We start from the raw sequence: 17,265 nt of genomic DNA on the forward strand, positions 1-17,265 counted from the left end.
ACCGCAGCATCAGCCCAGCGGTCCAATTGATCGGCGATCCTGGGGTAGCGCGGACGTCGAGCCTTGGCCTCCCGCCGAAGCATGGAGGCGTAGTGCTGCTCGAAGGCGACCAAATCTTTTCTGTTCACGCTGCCCCCCGATCTTGGTTTGAGTCGTTGGCGGCGAAGATGTCGGTCTGAACGGGCTTGGGGATTGGCTCGGCGAAAAGCCGGGGCTGCTTGTAGGCTTCAGCGATCCGGCGGCAGGCGATGTCGAAATATGACGGCTCGCGCTCTATGCCGATGAAGGCGCGGTCGGTCAGGGCGCAGGCGACGCCAGTGGTGCCGCTACCCATGAAGGGGTCGAGGATGGTGCGGGCGCTGGGAAGGAAGCCGAGACACCACATCATCAGCTCGACCGGCTTCTGCGTCGGGTGAACCTTGCCGCCCGACTTGTTGCAGTGGGTAAACTGGCGAAGCGCGCGGTCAAGGCTGGACCATGCCAGCTCGCCATCCGCAAAGTCGCCGCCCATCAGCTTCTGCCAATAGAGCCAGCCCTTCGACGGAGGCAGGAGGTCGGCGAAGTAGTTTCCGCCCCAGATGATCTGTTCGTCTGTGCAAGCGAGCATTGCGCCGAAGACTTCGGAGGCCGGGCGCTCGCTATCCCAGCCCATCTTGGGCAGGACGCGATGTCCGCCACCCTTGCGGTCACGAAACCGGCCGCCGTCCTCACCGATCCCATAAGGCGGGTCCGTCACGACCGCATCGACCTTGCCCAGCGTGGGCAGCACGTCCCGGCAGTCGCCCAGATACAGGGTGCAGTCGCCTATGACCTCGACCCGGCTCATGCTTCACCCCGATCGTTCGCAGCGTTCGTGAAGATGCGGCTGTGTTCCTGTTCCGCCCTCGCCTTCGCGATAGCCTTTGGCAGGACGCTATCGGGCGCCGACGCGAGGGAGCCGAAGAAGGCGCAGGCCCCGGCGTCGTCCTGAACGGAGACGAACAGGGCGCGGAGCTTCCATGCGGCGGCCTTCAACCATTCCAGCCGTTCAGCGGGGTCATCGTAGCCCATGGCGGTGCAGTTGATGCGGGCCCGGGCGTCCTCACCGATCTGGAGGCGGCGCAGTTCACGGACCTTGTTCGTAGCCTTCCGTTCCCGGCGGCGATCGATGCCGTCGATGATCCGGTTCTCGGCGCGGTTCATGACAGGGCCTCGACGATGATCTCGTGCAGCTTTTCGCGCGGGACGTTGACCCCTTCGCGCTTGAGAACCCAGACGCGGTGGCAGATGGTGTTCGCAATCTGGGTCTTCGTTTTGGTCGTCGCAGCGTGTGCGACGACCTCCAAGGCGCGGGATCGGTTTTGATAGCGGCGAAGATGGCCACGGTGGACGAGGGCATCGATCATCCGACAGACGGAGCTCTTGCCGCTGATGCCGATGTGAGTGGCGATCTCCTGATAGGTCGGTGAGACTCCATCGACCGTCAGCTCGTCGATAGCCCGCAAGCAGTCGGCTTGGCGCTTGGTCAGCCCGATCATGCGACCCATCCATCATTGTCATTGGACGCCCGGCAGACCCGCTTGAGCGCGGCCTCGGCGGCAAGTTTGGCGGCGTTGAACCCGCCTAGTGATTTGATGACGCCCAGGCTGCCTTCGATCTTCACGGACTCGATCCGGATGGTGTCGGCGATGTGCTTGGCGCGCTCGTGGGGTTCGGTCATGGCGCCACCTGAATGGTCAGCTTCCCGAGCAGGAAGAGCCGCTTGACCGTTGTGGCCACCTTCTCGGGTTCAGCCCCGAACCAGTCGGTCAGAACGTCGAGGGTGATCGGCTCCCGGAACTTCGGGAGGTCGGCGATCAGCTCCTCCGCGAAGGTGCTGGCGCGTTCCCGAGGCAAACGCTGGCCACGCGGGCGAAGATCGATGCCACTGCGCTTTAGGAGTTTGCGGATGCCCTCGTGGCTGTAGCCCGAAGCTGCACCCACCTCTCGGATGCTCTTTCCCGCCTCATAGGACGTGATGATCTGGGCCGCCGTCATCTTCTTCGGGCCGGTCATGCCGCCCTCCGAACCGACCGGGTCAGGTCACGGACGGACGGGACGCCAGCCGGGGAGGCACGGAGCCGGTGCTGATCACAGTAGGTGGCCGTCGACTTGGTCCGCTCACCTATGACGCGCTGGCCGCAGCAGAGTTGATCGGCCGGGCGCTCCGGCTCGCCGACCGGCCAAGAGCATTGACCGAAGCGGCGGTCGATCAGGGGGATCGCGTCGTCATTGGCGGGGAAGGAGAAGCTCTTGATGTGGTTGGCGCCGGCAACAGCCGCCCGTTCCCGCTGCACCGTCGCCTCGGCGTGGGTGGTCGCGTGGACCTTGCCGAAAACGACGGGGATCTTGATCTGGGGGGCGGGGCGCGGCGGGGTGCGGCTGGCACCCCTGGGGCTGGCCGGGCCCTTCCGAACGGCGGGAGCCCTTGTGGAGGTCGTGAAAGTAGGTTCGGCGCGACCCAGATGCTGGAAGCCCTGCCGGTGAACGACGCCGATGATCGCCGCGCGCGTCCGGCCCGGGAAGGCTCGCGCGATGGTCGCGGCGCTCTCGCCCTCCTGCCAGCGGTGTTTGACCTCCTCGAGGTCGTCCGGCTTCCAATGGTTCTTGGCCCCCGGGATCGGGCGATCAAGCAGCCCCAGCGAGACCCGGTAGTCGTAGGTCGCTGACTTGCCCATGCCGAGGGCCTTGGCGATGTCATGGACCTTCTCGCCAGCGTGCCAGAGGCGGCGGAACTCAGCGTCGATTTCAGGCGTGCGGGGATGGGTCATGCTGCTCTCGGGGATTGGAAGTTGATGGGATCCCAGCGGCTGGCGTGGGGTCGATGTCTGAGACGGACGGTGTGGAGCCAGATGCCAAAGGCGTCGGCCTCGTCGGGAACCTGGGGGGCGAAGCCGTAGGCAACGGCGGCAGCGACCATGGCGGGCTTCTTGGCCCGGCCGGACCCGGTCAGGGCCTTCTTGACCGTGACGGGATAGACTTCGCAGCACTCAATCCCGGCGCGCTTGGCCACCATCTCGGTGATCCCGGCTTGGGCATGGAGCTTGCGGGTGACGTGGGGGGTGGCCCCGGCCGCGAGGATCGGCGCTTCCATGACGATGATGCCGGGCGTGAACTCACGGACCCGATCCATCAGCCACTCCTCGTATTCGATGAGGAAGGCCCCGACGTCCGAGCCGGTGGACTTCAGCCTCTTGTGCCCAAGGGTCGGGCGCTCATCGGCCTCGCCCACACAGAAGCCGGTGCACGTCGCCAGATCCAGCGTCAGGATCGGTCGGTAGTTGGAGACGTGCACCGCTTCCATCAGGCGGCGTCCTGCTGTTGCTCGGTGTCGTCACCGTCTTCATCCCCGGCCGGGTCGTTCGCCGCTGCCGCCGCGTTCTGGGCAAGGCGCAGTTCAAATGCGCGCCGGACCGTGGCCTGGCCCTCTTCGTGGCCCTCGCCGTAGGACTGGACACAGTCGAAGGGAGCGCCCTCGGGAGGCTGATCTGCCCAGCCGCGACCGGCGAGGCCGTCCTTGAACCCGATGTTGCGCCAGCGAAGCTGTTCCTTGACAGGGTCCGGCGTCGCGTCGGTGCCGTAAAGCTCAAGCTGCGACCCGATGGGGAAGCGCATCGCCTCGGCATACCAATCGCGCTCTGCGTAGTTCTTCTTGATGTCCTCGGGCGACCAGTCGAGCAGCTTGATCTGGGCATCGAGGACGCCGAGCGTGAAGCCCTTGGCCTTGAGCCCTTTGCGGAAGGTGCTGATCTTGGCGTTGTGAGCCTTCCTGATCTCGATCAGGGCCAGCATCTCGTTGACGGCCATGCGGATGTCGTCATGGCTGGGCATCCCGTTTCCGGGTTCGTTCGGGATTGATCCGACCGTACCCTGGATGGGCTCGTAGTCGTCGTCGACCGCTTTCAGTGTCTTGGCCATCTGGCCCTCCTGTTCGACCGGTCAACGGGCCGGTCGGTCCCGTTGGTGGATCAGGCGGCGACGGGTTGTCGGCGGCGTTTGTCGAGGTGAGGGGCTGGGGCGGCGGTCTGTAGCCATTCGCCGAGGTCACGGCGCTGGACCTTGCGGAAAGAGCAAGCCGAGTATTCCCAAGTTCCACACGGGTGTTCGTAAAGGTCGGATGGAACGCCCTCGACACGAACGCCACAGCAGCAACCGCAGTCGCCGCATCCGTATGGCGACGACACTTCAGAGATGACGTAGACCGCCCCGACCGTGAGGAGCGGAAGAGGGCAGTCAGGGTATTCGTGTCCGCCGTCATCAACGGCAACCACCTCATCTCCCGGCTTGAATTCGCACATCACGCGGCCCTCTCGACGGTCTTGGCTTGGTTGGCCCGGAGCGCGGCGTGGACGGTGTCGCGCTGGCGCTGATCGATGTCGCGGGTGCACTGGTGCTTGGCCCGGCGGGCTTCGCGCTGGCGCTTCACGTCAGCCTGAAACCGGACCCAGGCCCGGCGGGAGTAGATGCTGAGAATGATGGGATCGGTCGGCGCGGAAGCCGGGCGCGAGGAAAACAGGCGGGACAGGACGCGGCGGACGGCGGACAACATCAGGCGGCCCTCCGGACATCGTGAGCGGCGAGCATCTTGCTGCGGAGACCGGCCCGGACGATCGGGATACGGGCTTCCAGTTCGGCCAGCTCGGTTTCGCAGGCGGTGAACTCGGCGGGAGAGACCACACCGTCGGCGACCGACCGCTCGATGGCGGTGAGGGCGTCCGATGACTCTTTGATCAGGCCGCAGGCGTGGTGGAGCGGGTCGGCGCTGACGATCGCGGGCTGATCAACCTCAGCCGACAGGGCGTCCGAGTACTCAGTTGTTCCCCCGACGATCTGGAGCGCGCTGATCACGTCAGCAGGCATGATCCGGTCTGGCCGGTTGGGGTTCTGGTACAGCGACAGATCGCTCTCACCGACGCGGCAGTGAACCGCCGCCCGCTTCGGCCCACCGAGATTGTCGATCAGCCGGCGGGCAAGCGCGGCGTGCTCCAGGAAGGTCAGGCGTTCGGCCATGCTTTGTTCTCAGGCTCTATTGGAGTGACAGGGTGTCGCAGTCAGGCGATTGAAGGCGCGGGTTCAGAAGGGGCCGCGAGATGGTCGTCATTCACGGCGTCAGGATGTGGTTCGGAACCACGGCCGAAGAACCGGGAGAGGGTTGTCTGCGTCCGGTGAAAGGCCTCTGCGGCATCCGCCTGGGCAGCGATGACTTCGAGAGCAGCGAGGTATTCGGGGGTGATTTCCCGGCGGATGAGCGACAACGCTTCCCGCGCCCCCGCCTCGTTTCCGTCCGAGAAAGCCCGCTCGATGTGGACAATCCCGTTCAGGACAGCCCTGAAGTTCAGGATGGCGGCAGCCTCAGCGCGACGCATCAATGGCTCCCGTGATGGAAGGAGCCCCGGCCGGTGACACAGGGCGGAGGACCCAACCGGCCGGGGCTGACGCCGACGCGGGGGAGCGCGGGGCGTGTCTGGTTAACCAATTGAAACAATTCGACTTTACAGGCGTCACCATAGGATGCACCTCTACACGCCTGAGTGTGTGTGGGGGTGCTGGCGTTGGCGAAGTCGAAGAAGCGGAAACGCTGCTTGAAGTGCAGGCTCCGGTCGGAGATCGAGGCCGGGATATACCCGCCGAACGTGGTGCCGATCCGGCCCTTGGCCCCGACGCCTGCTGTGACGTTGGAACTGCTGGACGTGCTGAGACGATCCTGCGCCCGGTGCAGTCCGGTCGTCGCGATAGCAATGACCTTTCCGCACTGAGACATCAGGCGGCCACGTCTTGGGGTTCGGCGTCATTGGCCGGCGTCGTCATCGCGGCCTGGGCAACACGTTCAAAAGTCTGGAGCGCCTTGGGGCGCCAACCAGCCTTCCGCCACTCAACCAGCGTCGTGTACGGAACCCCGCACCGGCTGGCGAATGCTGGAAGGCCCTCGGCTTCGGCAGCCGCCTTGATGCGGTCGATGACTTGGTTCAGATCTTCCATGCGCCAAGATATACGAAAGATCGTATTTTGATGCAAGCGATATACGAAACATCGAAGTTACGGATTGTCGTATCGCATGGCACAGAATGTCCCATGCAACTCGCAGAGCGTCGCAGAGCGCATTTCCTCGATTGGCTCGAAACGTCCGACTGGAACGCCAAGTCGCTCGCGGAGCATGCGGGCATCCCGTACACGACGCTTCACAGCTATACGAAGTCCTCGGGCAGTGCGACGCGGAGCCTTCGGGGCGACACGGAAGCACAGCTGGCCAACGCGCTCGGCATTTCCATCGAAGATCTGTTCGGAAGCCCTTCGCAGGGCAACTTCATCAAGGCTTGGCGCGAGGGCAAGTTTTGGACCCAGGCCGAGCTGGCGGACATGATCGGCTCTGATGCGGGTTACGTGGCAGGCGTCGAGGCCGGCGAAATACCGCTTTCCCCAAAAGTGCTGGCTCGGTTCGCAGACGCATTTGGAGTGAAAGCTGGGCGGCTGAAAGAGAACCCAGAGGACGTGAATCGCGAAGCGGCAGAGCTTTTCTCCGACATTGCTCCGGCCGATCGGCCTCGAGCCTTGGAGATGCTGCGCGTGTTCAAGCGGACGGGGACTGACGGTTGACATCCCCGTCGTGTCTGCCGGGAAACGCTGACGTCCTGACGGGCATTCGATGGCTCGGAACCCTAGACCAACACACCCGTCCTGAGTGCGGCATTCGGGACGGCAAGCTCTATACGGCCTCACATGCTCCCGAGCCGATCGGTCATCGCTTTCCGTGGGGCGCGGGGCCGGGCGGGCATGTCGTCAAATGCCGCTGCACCTCGGTGCCCGTGACGAAAACCTTCCGTGAACTCGGCTTAGACATCGACGAGATGCCGCCTGGTGAACGCTGGACTGACAAGGGCATGGTGAGCGAGACCGTGACCTTCTCGGACTGGATTCTTATTCAGTCCCGACAGGTGCAAGACGCAGTTTTGGGGCAGCGCGGGGGTGATCGGTTGAGGGGCACCGGGCGGCTAGATGATTTGTTCGGTCTGGACGGGACCTATGACTGGGGGGACGTATGATCCGGCGTGTGACCATTGCGTCCGCCATGATCGTGGCTCTGACGGGGTGCGAAAGGCTCCCATGGACCGCCGAGCACAAGGCTGCCGAAGCGGTGCGCCAGCGCCTATCAGACCCGGCGTCGGCGCAGTTCAGGAACCTTCGTCCGGGCAAGACGGCAGGCACCATATGCGGGGAGGTGAACAGCAAGAATCGCCTTGGCGGCTATGTTGGCTTCCTGCCGTTCGTGGCGTCCGAAACTGAGGTCATCATCGCGCGAGAACCTGGCGATCTGGCATTCCAGATGACGCAACCGCTTTTTTGCGAGCTCGACCAATGACCCCCGCCTATCCGGCCGTCTGATAGCGGGGTAGGCGCCGGCCGAAGCCGACGCCCTCTCCGTCAGGCAGCGTGAACGAGGTGCAGGCGGCCTTGGCCTGTGACCTTGTCGATGTGATCACGGATCAGCGCGTCGCCTTCCAGCGCGATCCAACCGGCGACGGCGTCGACATGGAACAACCAGCGGCTCGTCTCGTGGCTTGAGCGCATGGGGAACTGCCGATCAACTGAGAAGCGGCGAAGGCGGTTGGAGACCTTGTGGGAGAAGCCCCGGCGGCCCTTGGACGGCACGCCGCGCTCGGTCAGAACCTGCAGGGCAGGCTTGAACGTCGTGGCCAGGACCCGAGGGTCGCTTTCCACCAGAGCTGTCAGGAACTCCGCCCGCATCTGCGGCATCGCCCTCTCGATCTCGGTCACCTTGTGGGACAGCATGCGCGCGATCCCGTCGGTGCGGCGCAGCAGTTCCAGCGCCTGGTCGTCGAGGCCCTGCACGAGTTGGCCGCGCCGATAGGCGGTGAAGGTGCGGATGAGAGCCGATCGGACCGACGGAGCCTTTGGCGCATTCGATAGGACCGAGACCAGCAGAGCCTGTTCCTCGTTGAGGTAGTACTCCTTCGACGGTCGCCCGCGGCCGCCGCCATGATTTTGCGCCACGGTGGCGCAAATACCCATGTCCGTGATCTCGGCCATGTTGCGCTCGATCAGCTTTCTGATGTCGCGAGTCCGATCGAAGCCGAGGCGCTCAGCGAGATCGAGGTCGCGGATCCGGGGCTCGTCGTCGATCTCGGCGACACCGAACTGGTAAACCGGGGTTGCGTCATTCGCGGCTGTTGGCGGGGCTGCCGGCGGCGGCGATCCAGCCTTGAAGGCTTTGCTTTTCTGAGGCGGCGTCTGGACGGAATCGAGGGGAGGTGTCATATGCACTTTGCCTTATGCGATGGCGGAGGGGGACGTTTCTGAGGCGAACCCTCCGCCGGATGCGCGAGCGGAATCAGACCGTCGCGTTTGCCGGGTGGCACGCAACGGAACTCCATTTTGGGTTACCGAACAAGGGTCGAGCGGTTCCGTTTCTGTTCACGGTCCCCGGAAGCCTGCAACCGTCCCCACATTTCCATCTAAGCCGCGTCCGCCTCCCAAGGGTCGGGGGCCGGCTGCCCCGGTGATCCGGGCGCTTCGCCGAATGTCGCGATCAGGACCGGCTCATCCCAGAAATCGACGTCAGGCTCGCCTGTCAGGCTGAACACGGCCGCGCCATCTGCCGCGCCGGCAAGGATTTCGCCCCCCGCCATCGCCCGGCCCTCGGTGTGGAATTCATGCACCGTCCCGGCCTCCAGTCGCCCCTGTCGGCGCCAGAAAGGCTGGGCGCAGTAGATCGTCTTTCTGGGCATCCTGGTCTCCTCTCCTGTTAACGAATCGCCAGATCGAACCCCATGTCGAGTCCCAGAGGGAGAGCCCGCGACCGAAACTGACGCATTCCGGCAATACGGACAATCGTATTTACCGCTTGCGATGATACGAAAGATCGTATTTAATCTCCTCACACCCCGAGGAGAACCCGCATGTCGCTTCACCACCTCCAGACCCCCGCCGCCGACGTCCGGTATCTGCTGTCTTATGACCGCGCGGTTCAGGTCTGCGTCCCGAACACGCCCGAGCTGTTCCGCATGGCTTGGGGCCAGAACTACTCGACGCACCCCTTCGATGCGCCGTTCATCGAGATGGACGCGGCTTCGTTCATCGCGGCCAACCGGGCGGCTCGCACTGCGGATGCCAGAGGCGTCCTGACGGCGGCCCTGACTGCCGAACTGTACGGCCAAGAACTGGCGGTGGCGGCATGAACGCGATCACCACCATCCGCTCGGACATCGGCGTCGGCGGCTTCCGTCCGCTGGCGTCCATCCTCCCCAGCGTCGTCGGCGATGTCTTCGCCAAGCTGACCAGCTTCGAGCCGCGCTACGGCGTGCAGGACGGGATGATCGTCACCCTGTCCACCGGCCGCCGCCAGACCACGGAGCAGGCCCGCCGCGCGCTGGGCCACTACCTCGAGGACGCCTTGACCGTTCCGCAGTCGGACTTGGTCGACATCGACCTGATCCATGTCGTGCATCTGGTCCGGGCGATCCGGGCCGCCGAGGGCACCGATCCGACCGAGCCCGCTTCGATGGCGAGGGCGGCTTGATGAGCCTCCACAACATCATCGGCTCCGAGCGGTCGGGCGCCCACGTCGTCATCCGGCAGGCCGCCTCCCGAATGTCCACCCGTCTCAACCGTGAAGAACGGGAAGACGCCGAAACCCAGAAGGAAGCCGCATGATGACCCGCGCAAAGAAGACGCCCGCCGCTGAACCGGTCCCCGTCACCGTCGTCGCCTATAAGGGCTTCGACAAGAACCTCCAGTGCCGGGGTTATCAGTTCGAGGTCGGCAAGACTTACGACCACGCCGGCAAGGTGGAGGCCTGCGCCCAAGGCTTCCACGCCTGCGAAAACCCGATGGGCGTCCTCGGCTATTACGGGATCGGCGACGGCAATCGCTTCGCCCGCGTGACCCTGGCTGGCGAACTGTCGCGCCACGGTGAGGACAGCAAGATTGCGGCGGGCCGCATCACGCTGGACGCCGAACTGCGCCTGCCCGATTTCATCAGCGCCGCCGTCAAGTGGATGATCGCAAACACCGCGAAGGGAGCCGGGGGCGAGAAGGTTCAAGCCGCGTCGGGGCACTCCTCCCAGCTCGCCGCGTCGGGGCACTCCTCCCAGCTCGCCGCGTCGGGGCACTCCTCCCAGCTCGCCGCGTCGGGGCGCCACTCCCAGCTCGCCGCGTCGGGGGACTCCTCCCAGCTCGCCGCGTCGGGGCACTACTCCCAGCTCGCCGCGTCGGGGCACTCCTCCCAGCTCGCCGCGTCGGGGCGCCACTCCCAGCTCGCCGCGTCGGGGCACTACTCCCAGCTCGCCGCGTCGGGGCACTCCTCCCAGCTCGCCGCGTCGGGGCACTGCTCCCAGCTCGCCGCGTCGGGGCGCCACTCCCAGCTCGCCGCGTCCGGGCACTACTCCCAGCTCGCCGCGTCGGGGCACTACTCCCAGCTCGCCGCGTCGGGGCACTCCTCCCAGCTCGCCGCGTCGGGGGACTCCTCCCAGCTTGAAATCACTGGCGCGTCGAGCGCCGCCGCCGCTGTCGGCCCCGGCTCGCTGGTCAAGGCCATCGAAGGAACGCCCATCGCTATCTGTGAATGGGTCAGCGGCAAGCCTGTGGGGTTCGCTACAGGCATCGTCGGGCAGGGCGGCATCAAGGCCAGGGTTTGGTATCGCGCCGAGGGCGGCAAGCTGGTGGAGGCGAAGTGATGGACCCCCGTTTCGACGCCGCAACGAAGACCAATCAATCCGGCGACCGGGGCTGGGCCTTTGAGCCCGATCCCAACGAGTTCGACGCCCGCGAGGAACCCGCCCGGTTCACCATGTGGATTGCCGTCGTGGCCGTCCTGCTGATCGGCCTTTCCCTCATTGCATCCGTAGGAGCCTGACTATGACCGATCAACCGATCAACGCCGCTGCCATGTTCGACCCCGGCGACGGCTTCCCCGTTGAGCCGGAGGTGCTGACGTGACCGTCGCCGAAGCCATCATCGCGATCCCTCTGTGGGTCGCCGCCGGGGCCTTCGTCGCCGTGGTCGTCGCCAAGATTGTGTGCCGCCTGGCCCGTCCCGAGAACCCTGAAAGCCCATACGACCTATGAACGTCATCCAATGGAACGGCGAGCCCATCAGCGCGCCCGGCATCTATTCGGGCGTTCCGATGGAAATCTATCATTCGGCTGACCTGTGTGTCGGGCCGTCGATCTCTTCGTCCGGCCTGCGGACCATCTTCGACCCGTCACAAGGTCCGATGGCCTATTGGGTCTACAGCCCGATGAACCCGCTTCGTCAGGAGCGTCCCGACAGCGACGCCTTCATCCTCGGTCGAGCCGCGCACCACCTGTTCCTGGGTGAAGCGGACTTCGCAAAACACTTCACCGTCGAGCCCGAGACCTACCCGGACAGCAAGACGGGCCAGATGAAGCCGTGGAGCAATAACTCCACCTTCGCGAAGGAGTGGCACGAGCACGTCGCCTCCGAAGGCCTGACGGTCCTGACGCGGAAGCAGATGGAGCAGATCAAGGGGATGGCCGGCGTCCTGCCTTGGCAGAAGGGGCTGGAGGATAGCGGTCTCGCCAACAACGCCGTCGTGGCGGCCGGCGCGCTTAAGGGCCTGATCGAGCACTCCATCATCGCCCAGGATCGCGAGACCGGCGTCTGGCTGAAGTCGCGGCCTGACGTCATTCCGACCGCCTCTTGGGAGTTCAACGACTTCAAGACCTCCGCCGACGTGTCGGACGATGCGATCCGCCGGACGCTCGACAGCTTTCGCTACGACATGCAGGCCGATCTCGCGTCGGAGTGCTTGGAACAGGCGGCGGGCCAACGGTTCGAAAGCCACGCCTTCATCTTCGCAGCGAAGGGTGTCCCGCACGCGACCAACGTCGCCGAACTCGACGACGAAGACTTGGGCGAGGCCGCCAAGGACAACCGTGTCGCGCTCCGCACATTCGCCCGCTGCATCGACTCCGGTCGTTGGCCCGGCCCGGCCGGAACGCGCGGCGACGCTGCCGTGATCGGCCGCTCCGGCTTCAACCGCACCCGCGCCGCAGATCGCCGCGCTCACCTTGAACGAGAGCTTGCCGCATGACCGAAGCCGCCACCCAACTGACCGTCGTCGAGCGCCAGCCGCGCTCGGTTCTGGTCGATATGTCCAGCCGCTACGGCATGGAACCGGCCGCCTTCGAGGCGACCCTTCGCGCCACCGTCTGCAAGGGCAACGTAAGCCGCGAGGAGTTCGCCGCCTTCCTGCTGGTCGCAAAGGAATACGGCCTGAATCCGATGACGAAGGAGCTCTACGCCTTCCTGGCCAAGGGCGGGGGCATCCAGCCCATCGTGTCGATCGACGGCTGGGCAAGGATCATCAACGACCACCCAATGTTCGACGGCATGGACTTCGAGGACGTCCGCGAGGGTGACGACATCATCGCGATCACCTGCCGCATGCACCGGAAGGATCGTAGCCGGTCCATCGAGGCGACCGAATACATGGGCGAGTGCCGCCGGAGCACCGACGTCTGGAAGACCTGGCCCCGCCGCATGCTCCGCCACAAGGCAATGATCCAGTGCGCCCGCTACGCCTTCGGCTTCTCAGGCATCGTCGATCCCGACGAATACGAGCGGATGGAAGGCGTGCGCGACGTCACGCCCCGCACGACCGGCATGCGGGCGCGTCTGGAAGCCCGCACCGATGCGTCCGAGGGCTTCGACCCGGCGCGCGTGGTCAGCGACATGGCGCCCCTCACCGACGACGACATTCCTGACTTCGAGGCGGAGGCCGATACCTCTCCATCCGACGACAGCTTCCCCGGCGACCGACCCGCCGGTGAGGGGAGCGCAGCCGGTCCCGCAGAGCCAGAAGGCGATGACCCGGGATCGGCTGACGACCTGACCATATGGGCCAACGATCTGCTGACGGCGGTCGAAGGCTACGACATGGCCGCTTTCGAGGCGCTGGAGGGTAGCCGCATCGATCTGGCGCGGTTCGCCCAGCTCAAGGTCGTGAACCTCCCCCTGGCTGAGAAGATCGAATCCGCGATGAAGGCCCGGAAGAAGGCGCTGGCGGAATGAGTGACGCCCCATCCGCCTATCCCCTCTCATGGCCAGCCGGGAAGCCCCGGACGCCCGCCGCTGCCCGCAAGGCCGGGAAGTTTAGCCATCGCGGTTCTGACCTGACCGTCGCCGTCGCGGCCGGCCGGGTTGAGGACGAACTGCAGAAGCTGAACGCCCGCTGGCCCCTGATCTCGAGCAACGTCGAACTGACTCTCTCGGGCCGTCCCCGGTCGGGCCAGAGTGAGCCGGCGGACCGGGGCGTGTGCGTCTATTTCCAGCTCGGCGACAAGCCCTTCGCCATGGCCTGCGACCGCTATCTGACGGTCGCCGACAACGTCGCCGCCATCGCTGCCCATCTGGATGCGACGCGGACGCAGGAACGGCACGGCGTGGCCACCGCTGCCGAGACGTTGATGGCGTTCCAGGCCCTTCCGGCACCCGGTGCGCAGGCCCAGGATCGGACGTGGCGCGAGGTGCTGGCCATTCCCCCCGGCCCTGTGACTACGGGCGAAGTGCAGGCCAGCTATCGACGCCTTGCCTCCGATCGCCACCCTGATCGCGACGGCGGGTCCGCCGATGCCATGGCCGAGCTTAACGCCGCCCGTGACGCAGCGCTGAAGGACATCGGCGCATGACCCGCCCCCTCTGGGAGATCGCCAACGACCTGACCCGGCTGAGGGCGGAGAAGAAGGCCGCACGGGGTTCGCAGACGTTCAAGCCGGGCTTCCAACGGTCCCGGTCGTTCAAGCCGGAAGGGGACGGGCAACGCCAGCCGCGCGAGCGTGACCCCGGCTATCTGGCGTTCCTCCGGCGCCAGCCATGCGCGGCTCGCCACGTCGGCGGATGCTCGGGCCCCATCCAGGCTGCGCACATCCGGTTCCGGGTCGCCGGGATCCAGAACAGCGCCGGCATGGGCGTCAAGAACCACGACCGGCACGCAAACCCCCTGTGTGCCGGTCACCATGCCCTGCAGCACCACGTCGGCGACGAGGCCCGGTTCTGGCAGTCGATCGGTCGGGACGCATACGCGACCGCCGCGGCTCATTTCGCTGCCTATCAGTCGGCCAACGACAACCCGGACGCCCGGGAGAAGTCCGCATGACCGCGCGCATCCTGATCGGCTGCGAGACCTCTGGAGTCGTCCGCCGGGCCTTCGCCGCGCGTGGTCATGACGTGTGGTCCTGCGACATCCTTCCTGCCGAGGACCGGTCGAACCGCCACATTACGGGGGACATCCGCGACGTCCTGCATGACGGCTGGGATATGCTGGCGGTGATGCACCCGCCTTGCACCCGGCTCTGCAACTCAGGCGTCCGGTGGCTCCACACCCCGCCGCCGGGGAAGACGGCCGATCAGATGCAGCGCGAGCTTGAGGAGGGTGCCGCGCTCTTCTCCGACTGCTGGAACGCTCCGATCCCGCGCGTGGCCGTCGAGAACCCGGTGATGCACCGGCACGCCAAGGCGCTGATCGAGAACTTCCAGCCCGCGGCCCAGACGGTGCAGCCATGGTGGTTCGGCGAGCCGGCGTTCAAGGCGACGGGGCTCTATCTGCGCGGCCTGCCGGCGCTCACCGCCACGAACCGCCTGACCCCGCCAAAAGCCGGGACGCCCGAGCACAAGGCGTGGTCGGCGATCCACCGCGCACCGCCGGGCCCGAACCGCTGGGCCATCCGGTCCCGAACCTTCCAGGGACTTGCGAACGCGATGGCCGATCAGTGGCCCGGCGAGGACCTTTTCTCCCACCCCCAACGAAAGACCGCGTGATGACAGACACCATCCCCGAGCGCCTTGAGCGCCTGCCGGAAATCACCCTCAAGCGCGGCAGCAGTGCCGAGAACGAAAAGGCTATGTGCGTTATGGAGGCCGTCGCATATGTGGCGGGCGAGCCGTGGTCCGATCATCCGGCCTGCACCTGTCCTGTCATCACGGCCTTCATGGTCTCGTGGAACGACGGGCTTCCGAATGACGAGGACCGCGCCCGGCTCCTGATGCCGCTGATCCCTCACTTGATCGGGACGAGGGGGTCGAAAGCCCTGCAGGCTCGCCGGGCAACGATGGCCGCCGACTGGTATATCCGCGTCCAGACCCCCGCATGGCTGCGCCTCGCCGGGCTGAACGACCAGGCGGACGCGCTGGCGAACTTCCCTGAAATCACCGACTTCGCCAAAACGCCCACGCTGATGCCGGTTCTAGAAGGCGTCAGAAAAGACGCGGTCGCCGCAGGGGCCGCCGCAGGGGCCGCCGCAGGGGCCGCCGCAGGGGTCGCCGCAGGGGCCGCCGCAGGGGCCGCCGCAGGGGACGCCGCATGGGCCGCCGCATGGGACGCCGCATGGGCCGCCGCAGGGGACGCCGCATGGGCCGCCGCATGGGCCGCCGCAGGGGCCGCCGCACGGGACGTCCTCGCCGAAACCACGGCCGCCTTACAAGCCGCTGCCGCCGATCTCGTCATTCGCATGTGCGCGATGAAGGATGAAGCGTGATGACCGACACCCCTGAACAGACGGTAGGGACGGGGCTGCTTGTGGCGTTCCCGACTGAGCGGACCCGAGCAGCTTGCTATGCGTGCTTTGATTTCGCGGCGGGAGACATGGCCTGCCCTGTATGTGGGCGCGGATTAGGTAGCCGCATGGCTGTCGAAAGGCGTCCAGCGCGGCCGTCGATGCTCGCCGCCATCCTTCGCGCCACGGGTGCCCAATGAGCGGGGCACAGACTGAGAGGGTGAGGCGTTCGAGCGTGACCACAAAGCACACAAAGCATGGGCCGACGACCGCTACGGCGAGGGCAAGGAAATCATGTCCCTGACCCGCCAAATCCTCACCCAATACCGCCAAGGAGACCTGTGATGACTGATCTGGAGCCATGCCCGTTCTGTGGGTCGCGCGAAATCTCGAACCACCCAGAGGGCATGAGTGGTCATAACTGGCTCCTATGCGAAGGCTGCGGCACTGAGGGGCCAACAGGCAAAACCCACGCCGCAGCCTTCGCAGCATGGAACACCCGCGCTCCTTCCCCAGCAGCCCGTGAGCGTGATGAGATGAGGGAGCGGCTGGCACGGCTTTCGAGGTTCGTATGCCACGACGACGACTGCCAACTAGTGCTGCAAGCGGGGCCGATCCCGCCGCGACGCTGCACCTGCGGGCTAGAGCAAGCCCGCCAAACCCTCAACCAGGAGCAACCAGCGTGAGCGAAGCTAAAATCAACGACATGGTCGCCCGCTTCCTGACGTGGAAGCTACCCGAGAACTTCAGCCCGGATGCGGGTATCAGCTTCAAGCGTGAGTTCAACGAAGGCACCGCGCACCAGATGAACCACGAGCCGCGCGGGACAAACCTTCTCGACGCGACCCAAGCAGAGGCGATGATCCGCCACGTTCTCGGAGATCAAGCTGCCTCCCCCTCTGACACCCCTGCGTCCGCCGTGAAGGGGGAGGGAGAACTTGAAGCGTATGACGCTGGGCTGATGAGCGACTACGGCGGCGGCGATGTCGGCTGGTGGCAGGACTATATCCGCGCCGAACTTGATCGCGCTCACGACTTCTATCAGTCGCAGGTCCAACCCCAACCCAGCCAGCAGGCCGGGACGGAGGGGGTGGACGCCTTGGCGCAGGAAATCCGCCGCGTCGATGGCTCCAATACTCTCGGAGCGGGTGCGCTTGCCGAGGCCCTGATGCCGTTCCTCTCCTCCCTCACGTCCGAAAAGCCCAGCCAGCAGGCCGGGGCGGAGGCGCTGGAGCGGTTCGGCAAAGACACGACCCTGGAACTCAGCTTCGGTTACGATGGCGCGGGCTCCGAAGGATTGTGGATGGTCCATCGCAGGCGCGGCATCGTAACCGAAGCTGAGTGGACCCTGCTGTCGTCGGAAGAGACACCTCTCGCCGCCATCCTCGCCTCCCTCGCGTCGGAGGCGAGGGGATGAGCGTCGTTCATTGCAAGGTCGCGCCCTATGACGTTTACATCGGCCGCCCGTCGAAATGGGGCAACCCGTTCGAGATCGGTCGAGACGGAACGCGCGATGAGGTGATCGAAAAATATCATCAACACCTCACCGAAAGGCCGCTGCTTATGGCCGCTCTGCCTGAGCTGGCGGGCAAGACGCTCGGTTGCTGGTGCGCCCCGCGTGCCTGCCACGGTGACGTGCTGGTGAAACTTTCTAGCCAAATCGAGGCCTCCCGATGACCCCGACAGAACCGAGGGGCGGGGAGGGGCTGAAGCCCTG

General features: G+C 65.7%; 31 protein-coding genes. 18 read left to right on the top strand and 13 right to left on the bottom strand.

The features are described from left to right. Nucleotides 1-124 precede the first annotated feature (124 nt). From ACW18A_RS05830 to ACW18A_RS05875, 10 genes are all read right to left on the bottom strand, one after another. Entirely contained in the window at nucleotides 125-826 is a 702-nt protein-coding gene (locus tag ACW18A_RS05830; RefSeq protein ID WP_492023855.1) for a DNA-methyltransferase, read from the bottom strand. Continuing rightward, nucleotides 823-1,182 carry a hypothetical protein gene (locus tag ACW18A_RS05835; protein WP_492023856.1) on the bottom strand — a complete coding sequence of 120 codons (360 nt, stop codon included), beginning with the start codon at nucleotides 1,180-1,182 and terminating at the stop codon, nucleotides 823-825. The genes ACW18A_RS05830 and ACW18A_RS05835 overlap by 4 nt, the downstream gene beginning before the upstream one ends. Then, nucleotides 1,179-1,517, bottom strand: a complete 339-nt coding sequence (locus ACW18A_RS05840) for a LexA family protein (RefSeq protein ID WP_492023857.1) — start codon at nucleotides 1,515-1,517, stop codon at nucleotides 1,179-1,181. The genes ACW18A_RS05835 and ACW18A_RS05840 overlap by 4 nt, the downstream gene beginning before the upstream one ends. Beyond that, the gene (locus ACW18A_RS05845; protein WP_492023858.1) at nucleotides 1,514-1,699 is read right to left on the bottom strand and encodes a hypothetical protein; all 186 of its coding nucleotides are present in this window, start codon (nucleotides 1,697-1,699) and stop codon (nucleotides 1,514-1,516) included. The genes ACW18A_RS05840 and ACW18A_RS05845 overlap by 4 nt, the downstream gene beginning before the upstream one ends. Then, nucleotides 1,696-2,034, bottom strand: a complete 339-nt coding sequence (locus tag ACW18A_RS05850) for a helix-turn-helix domain-containing protein (protein ID WP_492023859.1) — start codon at nucleotides 2,032-2,034, stop codon at nucleotides 1,696-1,698. The genes ACW18A_RS05845 and ACW18A_RS05850 overlap by 4 nt, the downstream gene beginning before the upstream one ends. Next, a complete protein-coding gene (locus tag ACW18A_RS05855; protein WP_492023860.1) occupies nucleotides 2,031-2,789 on the bottom strand; it encodes a GcrA family cell cycle regulator in 759 nt (252 codons plus the stop codon). Before ACW18A_RS05855 ends, ACW18A_RS05850 begins: the two co-directional genes overlap by 4 nt. Further along, complete coding sequence (locus tag ACW18A_RS05860; protein WP_492023861.1) at nucleotides 2,786-3,322, bottom strand: hypothetical protein; 537 nt, start codon at nucleotides 3,320-3,322, stop codon at nucleotides 2,786-2,788. Before ACW18A_RS05860 ends, ACW18A_RS05855 begins: the two co-directional genes overlap by 4 nt. Next, nucleotides 3,322-3,936: a hypothetical protein gene (locus ACW18A_RS05865; RefSeq protein ID WP_492023862.1), complete on the bottom strand. Its 615-nt coding sequence runs from the start codon at nucleotides 3,934-3,936 to the stop codon at nucleotides 3,322-3,324. The genes ACW18A_RS05860 and ACW18A_RS05865 overlap by 1 nt, the downstream gene beginning before the upstream one ends. 379 nt (nucleotides 3,937-4,315) lie before the next feature. Beyond that, the gene (locus ACW18A_RS05870) at nucleotides 4,316-4,567 is read right to left on the bottom strand and encodes a hypothetical protein (protein ID WP_492023863.1); all 252 of its coding nucleotides are present in this window, start codon (nucleotides 4,565-4,567) and stop codon (nucleotides 4,316-4,318) included. Beyond that, on the bottom strand, nucleotides 4,567-5,028 hold the full coding sequence (locus ACW18A_RS05875; protein WP_492023864.1) for a hypothetical protein: 462 nt from the start codon (nucleotides 5,026-5,028) through the stop codon (nucleotides 4,567-4,569). The genes ACW18A_RS05870 and ACW18A_RS05875 overlap by 1 nt, the downstream gene beginning before the upstream one ends. Before the next feature lie 80 nt (nucleotides 5,029-5,108). On the opposite strand from ACW18A_RS05875, the gene ACW18A_RS05880 reads away from it, so the two are divergent. After that, nucleotides 5,109-5,399 carry a hypothetical protein gene (locus tag ACW18A_RS05880; protein ID WP_492023865.1) on the top strand — a complete coding sequence of 97 codons (291 nt, stop codon included), beginning with the start codon at nucleotides 5,109-5,111 and terminating at the stop codon, nucleotides 5,397-5,399. 379 nt (nucleotides 5,400-5,778) lie between these two features. Here ACW18A_RS05880 and ACW18A_RS05885 read toward each other — a convergent pair whose 3' ends face one another. Next, nucleotides 5,779-5,997 carry a hypothetical protein gene (locus tag ACW18A_RS05885; protein WP_492023866.1) on the bottom strand — a complete coding sequence of 73 codons (219 nt, stop codon included), beginning with the start codon at nucleotides 5,995-5,997 and terminating at the stop codon, nucleotides 5,779-5,781. 93 nt (nucleotides 5,998-6,090) lie between these two features. On the opposite strand from ACW18A_RS05885, the gene ACW18A_RS05890 reads away from it, so the two are divergent. After that, nucleotides 6,091-6,612 carry a helix-turn-helix domain-containing protein gene (locus ACW18A_RS05890; RefSeq protein WP_492023867.1) on the top strand — a complete coding sequence of 174 codons (522 nt, stop codon included), beginning with the start codon at nucleotides 6,091-6,093 and terminating at the stop codon, nucleotides 6,610-6,612. A 472-nt stretch (nucleotides 6,613-7,084) separates the two neighbouring features. Continuing rightward, entirely contained in the window at nucleotides 7,085-7,375 is a 291-nt protein-coding gene (locus ACW18A_RS05895) for a hypothetical protein (RefSeq protein WP_492023868.1), read from the top strand. A gap of 62 nt (nucleotides 7,376-7,437) precedes the next feature. On the opposite strand, the gene ACW18A_RS05900 is transcribed toward ACW18A_RS05895, so the two are convergent. Both ACW18A_RS05900 and ACW18A_RS05905 read right to left on the bottom strand, forming a co-directional pair. Continuing rightward, nucleotides 7,438-8,292, bottom strand: a complete 855-nt coding sequence (locus ACW18A_RS05900) for a hypothetical protein (RefSeq protein WP_492023869.1) — start codon at nucleotides 8,290-8,292, stop codon at nucleotides 7,438-7,440. Nucleotides 8,293-8,489: 197 nt separating this feature from the next. After that, nucleotides 8,490-8,762, bottom strand: coding sequence for a hypothetical protein (locus tag ACW18A_RS05905; protein WP_492023870.1), 273 nt, complete (start codon nucleotides 8,760-8,762; stop codon nucleotides 8,490-8,492). A gap of 171 nt (nucleotides 8,763-8,933) precedes the next feature. Here ACW18A_RS05905 and ACW18A_RS05910 point away from each other — a divergent pair, with 171 nt between their 5' ends. From ACW18A_RS05910 to ACW18A_RS05980, 15 genes are all read left to right on the top strand, one after another. Beyond that, nucleotides 8,934-9,212, top strand: coding sequence for a hypothetical protein (locus tag ACW18A_RS05910; RefSeq protein ID WP_492023871.1), 279 nt, complete (start codon nucleotides 8,934-8,936; stop codon nucleotides 9,210-9,212). Then, nucleotides 9,209-9,553 carry a hypothetical protein gene (locus ACW18A_RS05915; RefSeq protein ID WP_492023872.1) on the top strand — a complete coding sequence of 115 codons (345 nt, stop codon included), beginning with the start codon at nucleotides 9,209-9,211 and terminating at the stop codon, nucleotides 9,551-9,553. The genes ACW18A_RS05910 and ACW18A_RS05915 overlap by 4 nt, the downstream gene beginning before the upstream one ends. Beyond that, on the top strand, nucleotides 9,553-9,687 hold the full coding sequence (locus ACW18A_RS05920; protein WP_492023873.1) for a hypothetical protein: 135 nt from the start codon (nucleotides 9,553-9,555) through the stop codon (nucleotides 9,685-9,687). The genes ACW18A_RS05915 and ACW18A_RS05920 overlap by 1 nt, the downstream gene beginning before the upstream one ends. Further along, complete coding sequence (locus ACW18A_RS05925) at nucleotides 9,684-10,709, top strand: DUF7666 domain-containing protein (protein WP_492023874.1); 1,026 nt, start codon at nucleotides 9,684-9,686, stop codon at nucleotides 10,707-10,709. The genes ACW18A_RS05920 and ACW18A_RS05925 overlap by 4 nt, the downstream gene beginning before the upstream one ends. Next, nucleotides 10,709-10,888, top strand: coding sequence for a hypothetical protein (locus ACW18A_RS05930; protein WP_492023875.1), 180 nt, complete (start codon nucleotides 10,709-10,711; stop codon nucleotides 10,886-10,888). The genes ACW18A_RS05925 and ACW18A_RS05930 overlap by 1 nt, the downstream gene beginning before the upstream one ends. A gap of 79 nt (nucleotides 10,889-10,967) precedes the next feature. Next, a complete protein-coding gene (locus ACW18A_RS05935) occupies nucleotides 10,968-11,099 on the top strand; it encodes a hypothetical protein (protein WP_492023876.1) in 132 nt (43 codons plus the stop codon). Beyond that, nucleotides 11,096-12,088 carry a PD-(D/E)XK nuclease-like domain-containing protein gene (locus ACW18A_RS05940; RefSeq protein ID WP_492023877.1) on the top strand — a complete coding sequence of 331 codons (993 nt, stop codon included), beginning with the start codon at nucleotides 11,096-11,098 and terminating at the stop codon, nucleotides 12,086-12,088. The genes ACW18A_RS05935 and ACW18A_RS05940 overlap by 4 nt, the downstream gene beginning before the upstream one ends. Further along, nucleotides 12,085-13,068, top strand: coding sequence for a RecT family recombinase (locus tag ACW18A_RS05945; protein ID WP_492023878.1), 984 nt, complete (start codon nucleotides 12,085-12,087; stop codon nucleotides 13,066-13,068). The genes ACW18A_RS05940 and ACW18A_RS05945 overlap by 4 nt, the downstream gene beginning before the upstream one ends. Next, complete coding sequence (locus ACW18A_RS05950) at nucleotides 13,065-13,685, top strand: J domain-containing protein (RefSeq protein WP_492023879.1); 621 nt, start codon at nucleotides 13,065-13,067, stop codon at nucleotides 13,683-13,685. The genes ACW18A_RS05945 and ACW18A_RS05950 overlap by 4 nt, the downstream gene beginning before the upstream one ends. After that, entirely contained in the window at nucleotides 13,682-14,152 is a 471-nt protein-coding gene (locus ACW18A_RS05955; protein WP_492023880.1) for a hypothetical protein, read from the top strand. Before ACW18A_RS05950 ends, ACW18A_RS05955 begins: the two co-directional genes overlap by 4 nt. Continuing rightward, complete coding sequence (locus tag ACW18A_RS05960; protein ID WP_492023881.1) at nucleotides 14,149-14,814, top strand: hypothetical protein; 666 nt, start codon at nucleotides 14,149-14,151, stop codon at nucleotides 14,812-14,814. Before ACW18A_RS05955 ends, ACW18A_RS05960 begins: the two co-directional genes overlap by 4 nt. Next, the gene (locus ACW18A_RS05965; protein ID WP_492023882.1) at nucleotides 14,814-15,530 is read left to right on the top strand and encodes a hypothetical protein; all 717 of its coding nucleotides are present in this window, start codon (nucleotides 14,814-14,816) and stop codon (nucleotides 15,528-15,530) included. The genes ACW18A_RS05960 and ACW18A_RS05965 overlap by 1 nt, the downstream gene beginning before the upstream one ends. Before the next feature lie 425 nt (nucleotides 15,531-15,955). Beyond that, nucleotides 15,956-16,234: a hypothetical protein gene (locus ACW18A_RS05970; protein WP_492024344.1), complete on the top strand. Its 279-nt coding sequence runs from the start codon at nucleotides 15,956-15,958 to the stop codon at nucleotides 16,232-16,234. A 20-nt stretch (nucleotides 16,235-16,254) separates the two neighbouring features. Beyond that, nucleotides 16,255-16,965, top strand: coding sequence for a hypothetical protein (locus ACW18A_RS05975; protein WP_492023883.1), 711 nt, complete (start codon nucleotides 16,255-16,257; stop codon nucleotides 16,963-16,965). After that, complete coding sequence (locus ACW18A_RS05980) at nucleotides 16,962-17,225, top strand: DUF4326 domain-containing protein (protein WP_492023884.1); 264 nt, start codon at nucleotides 16,962-16,964, stop codon at nucleotides 17,223-17,225. Before ACW18A_RS05975 ends, ACW18A_RS05980 begins: the two co-directional genes overlap by 4 nt. Nucleotides 17,226-17,265 lie beyond the last annotated feature (40 nt).

It is taken from the genome of Brevundimonas sp. AVps5 (assembly GCF_058681515.1).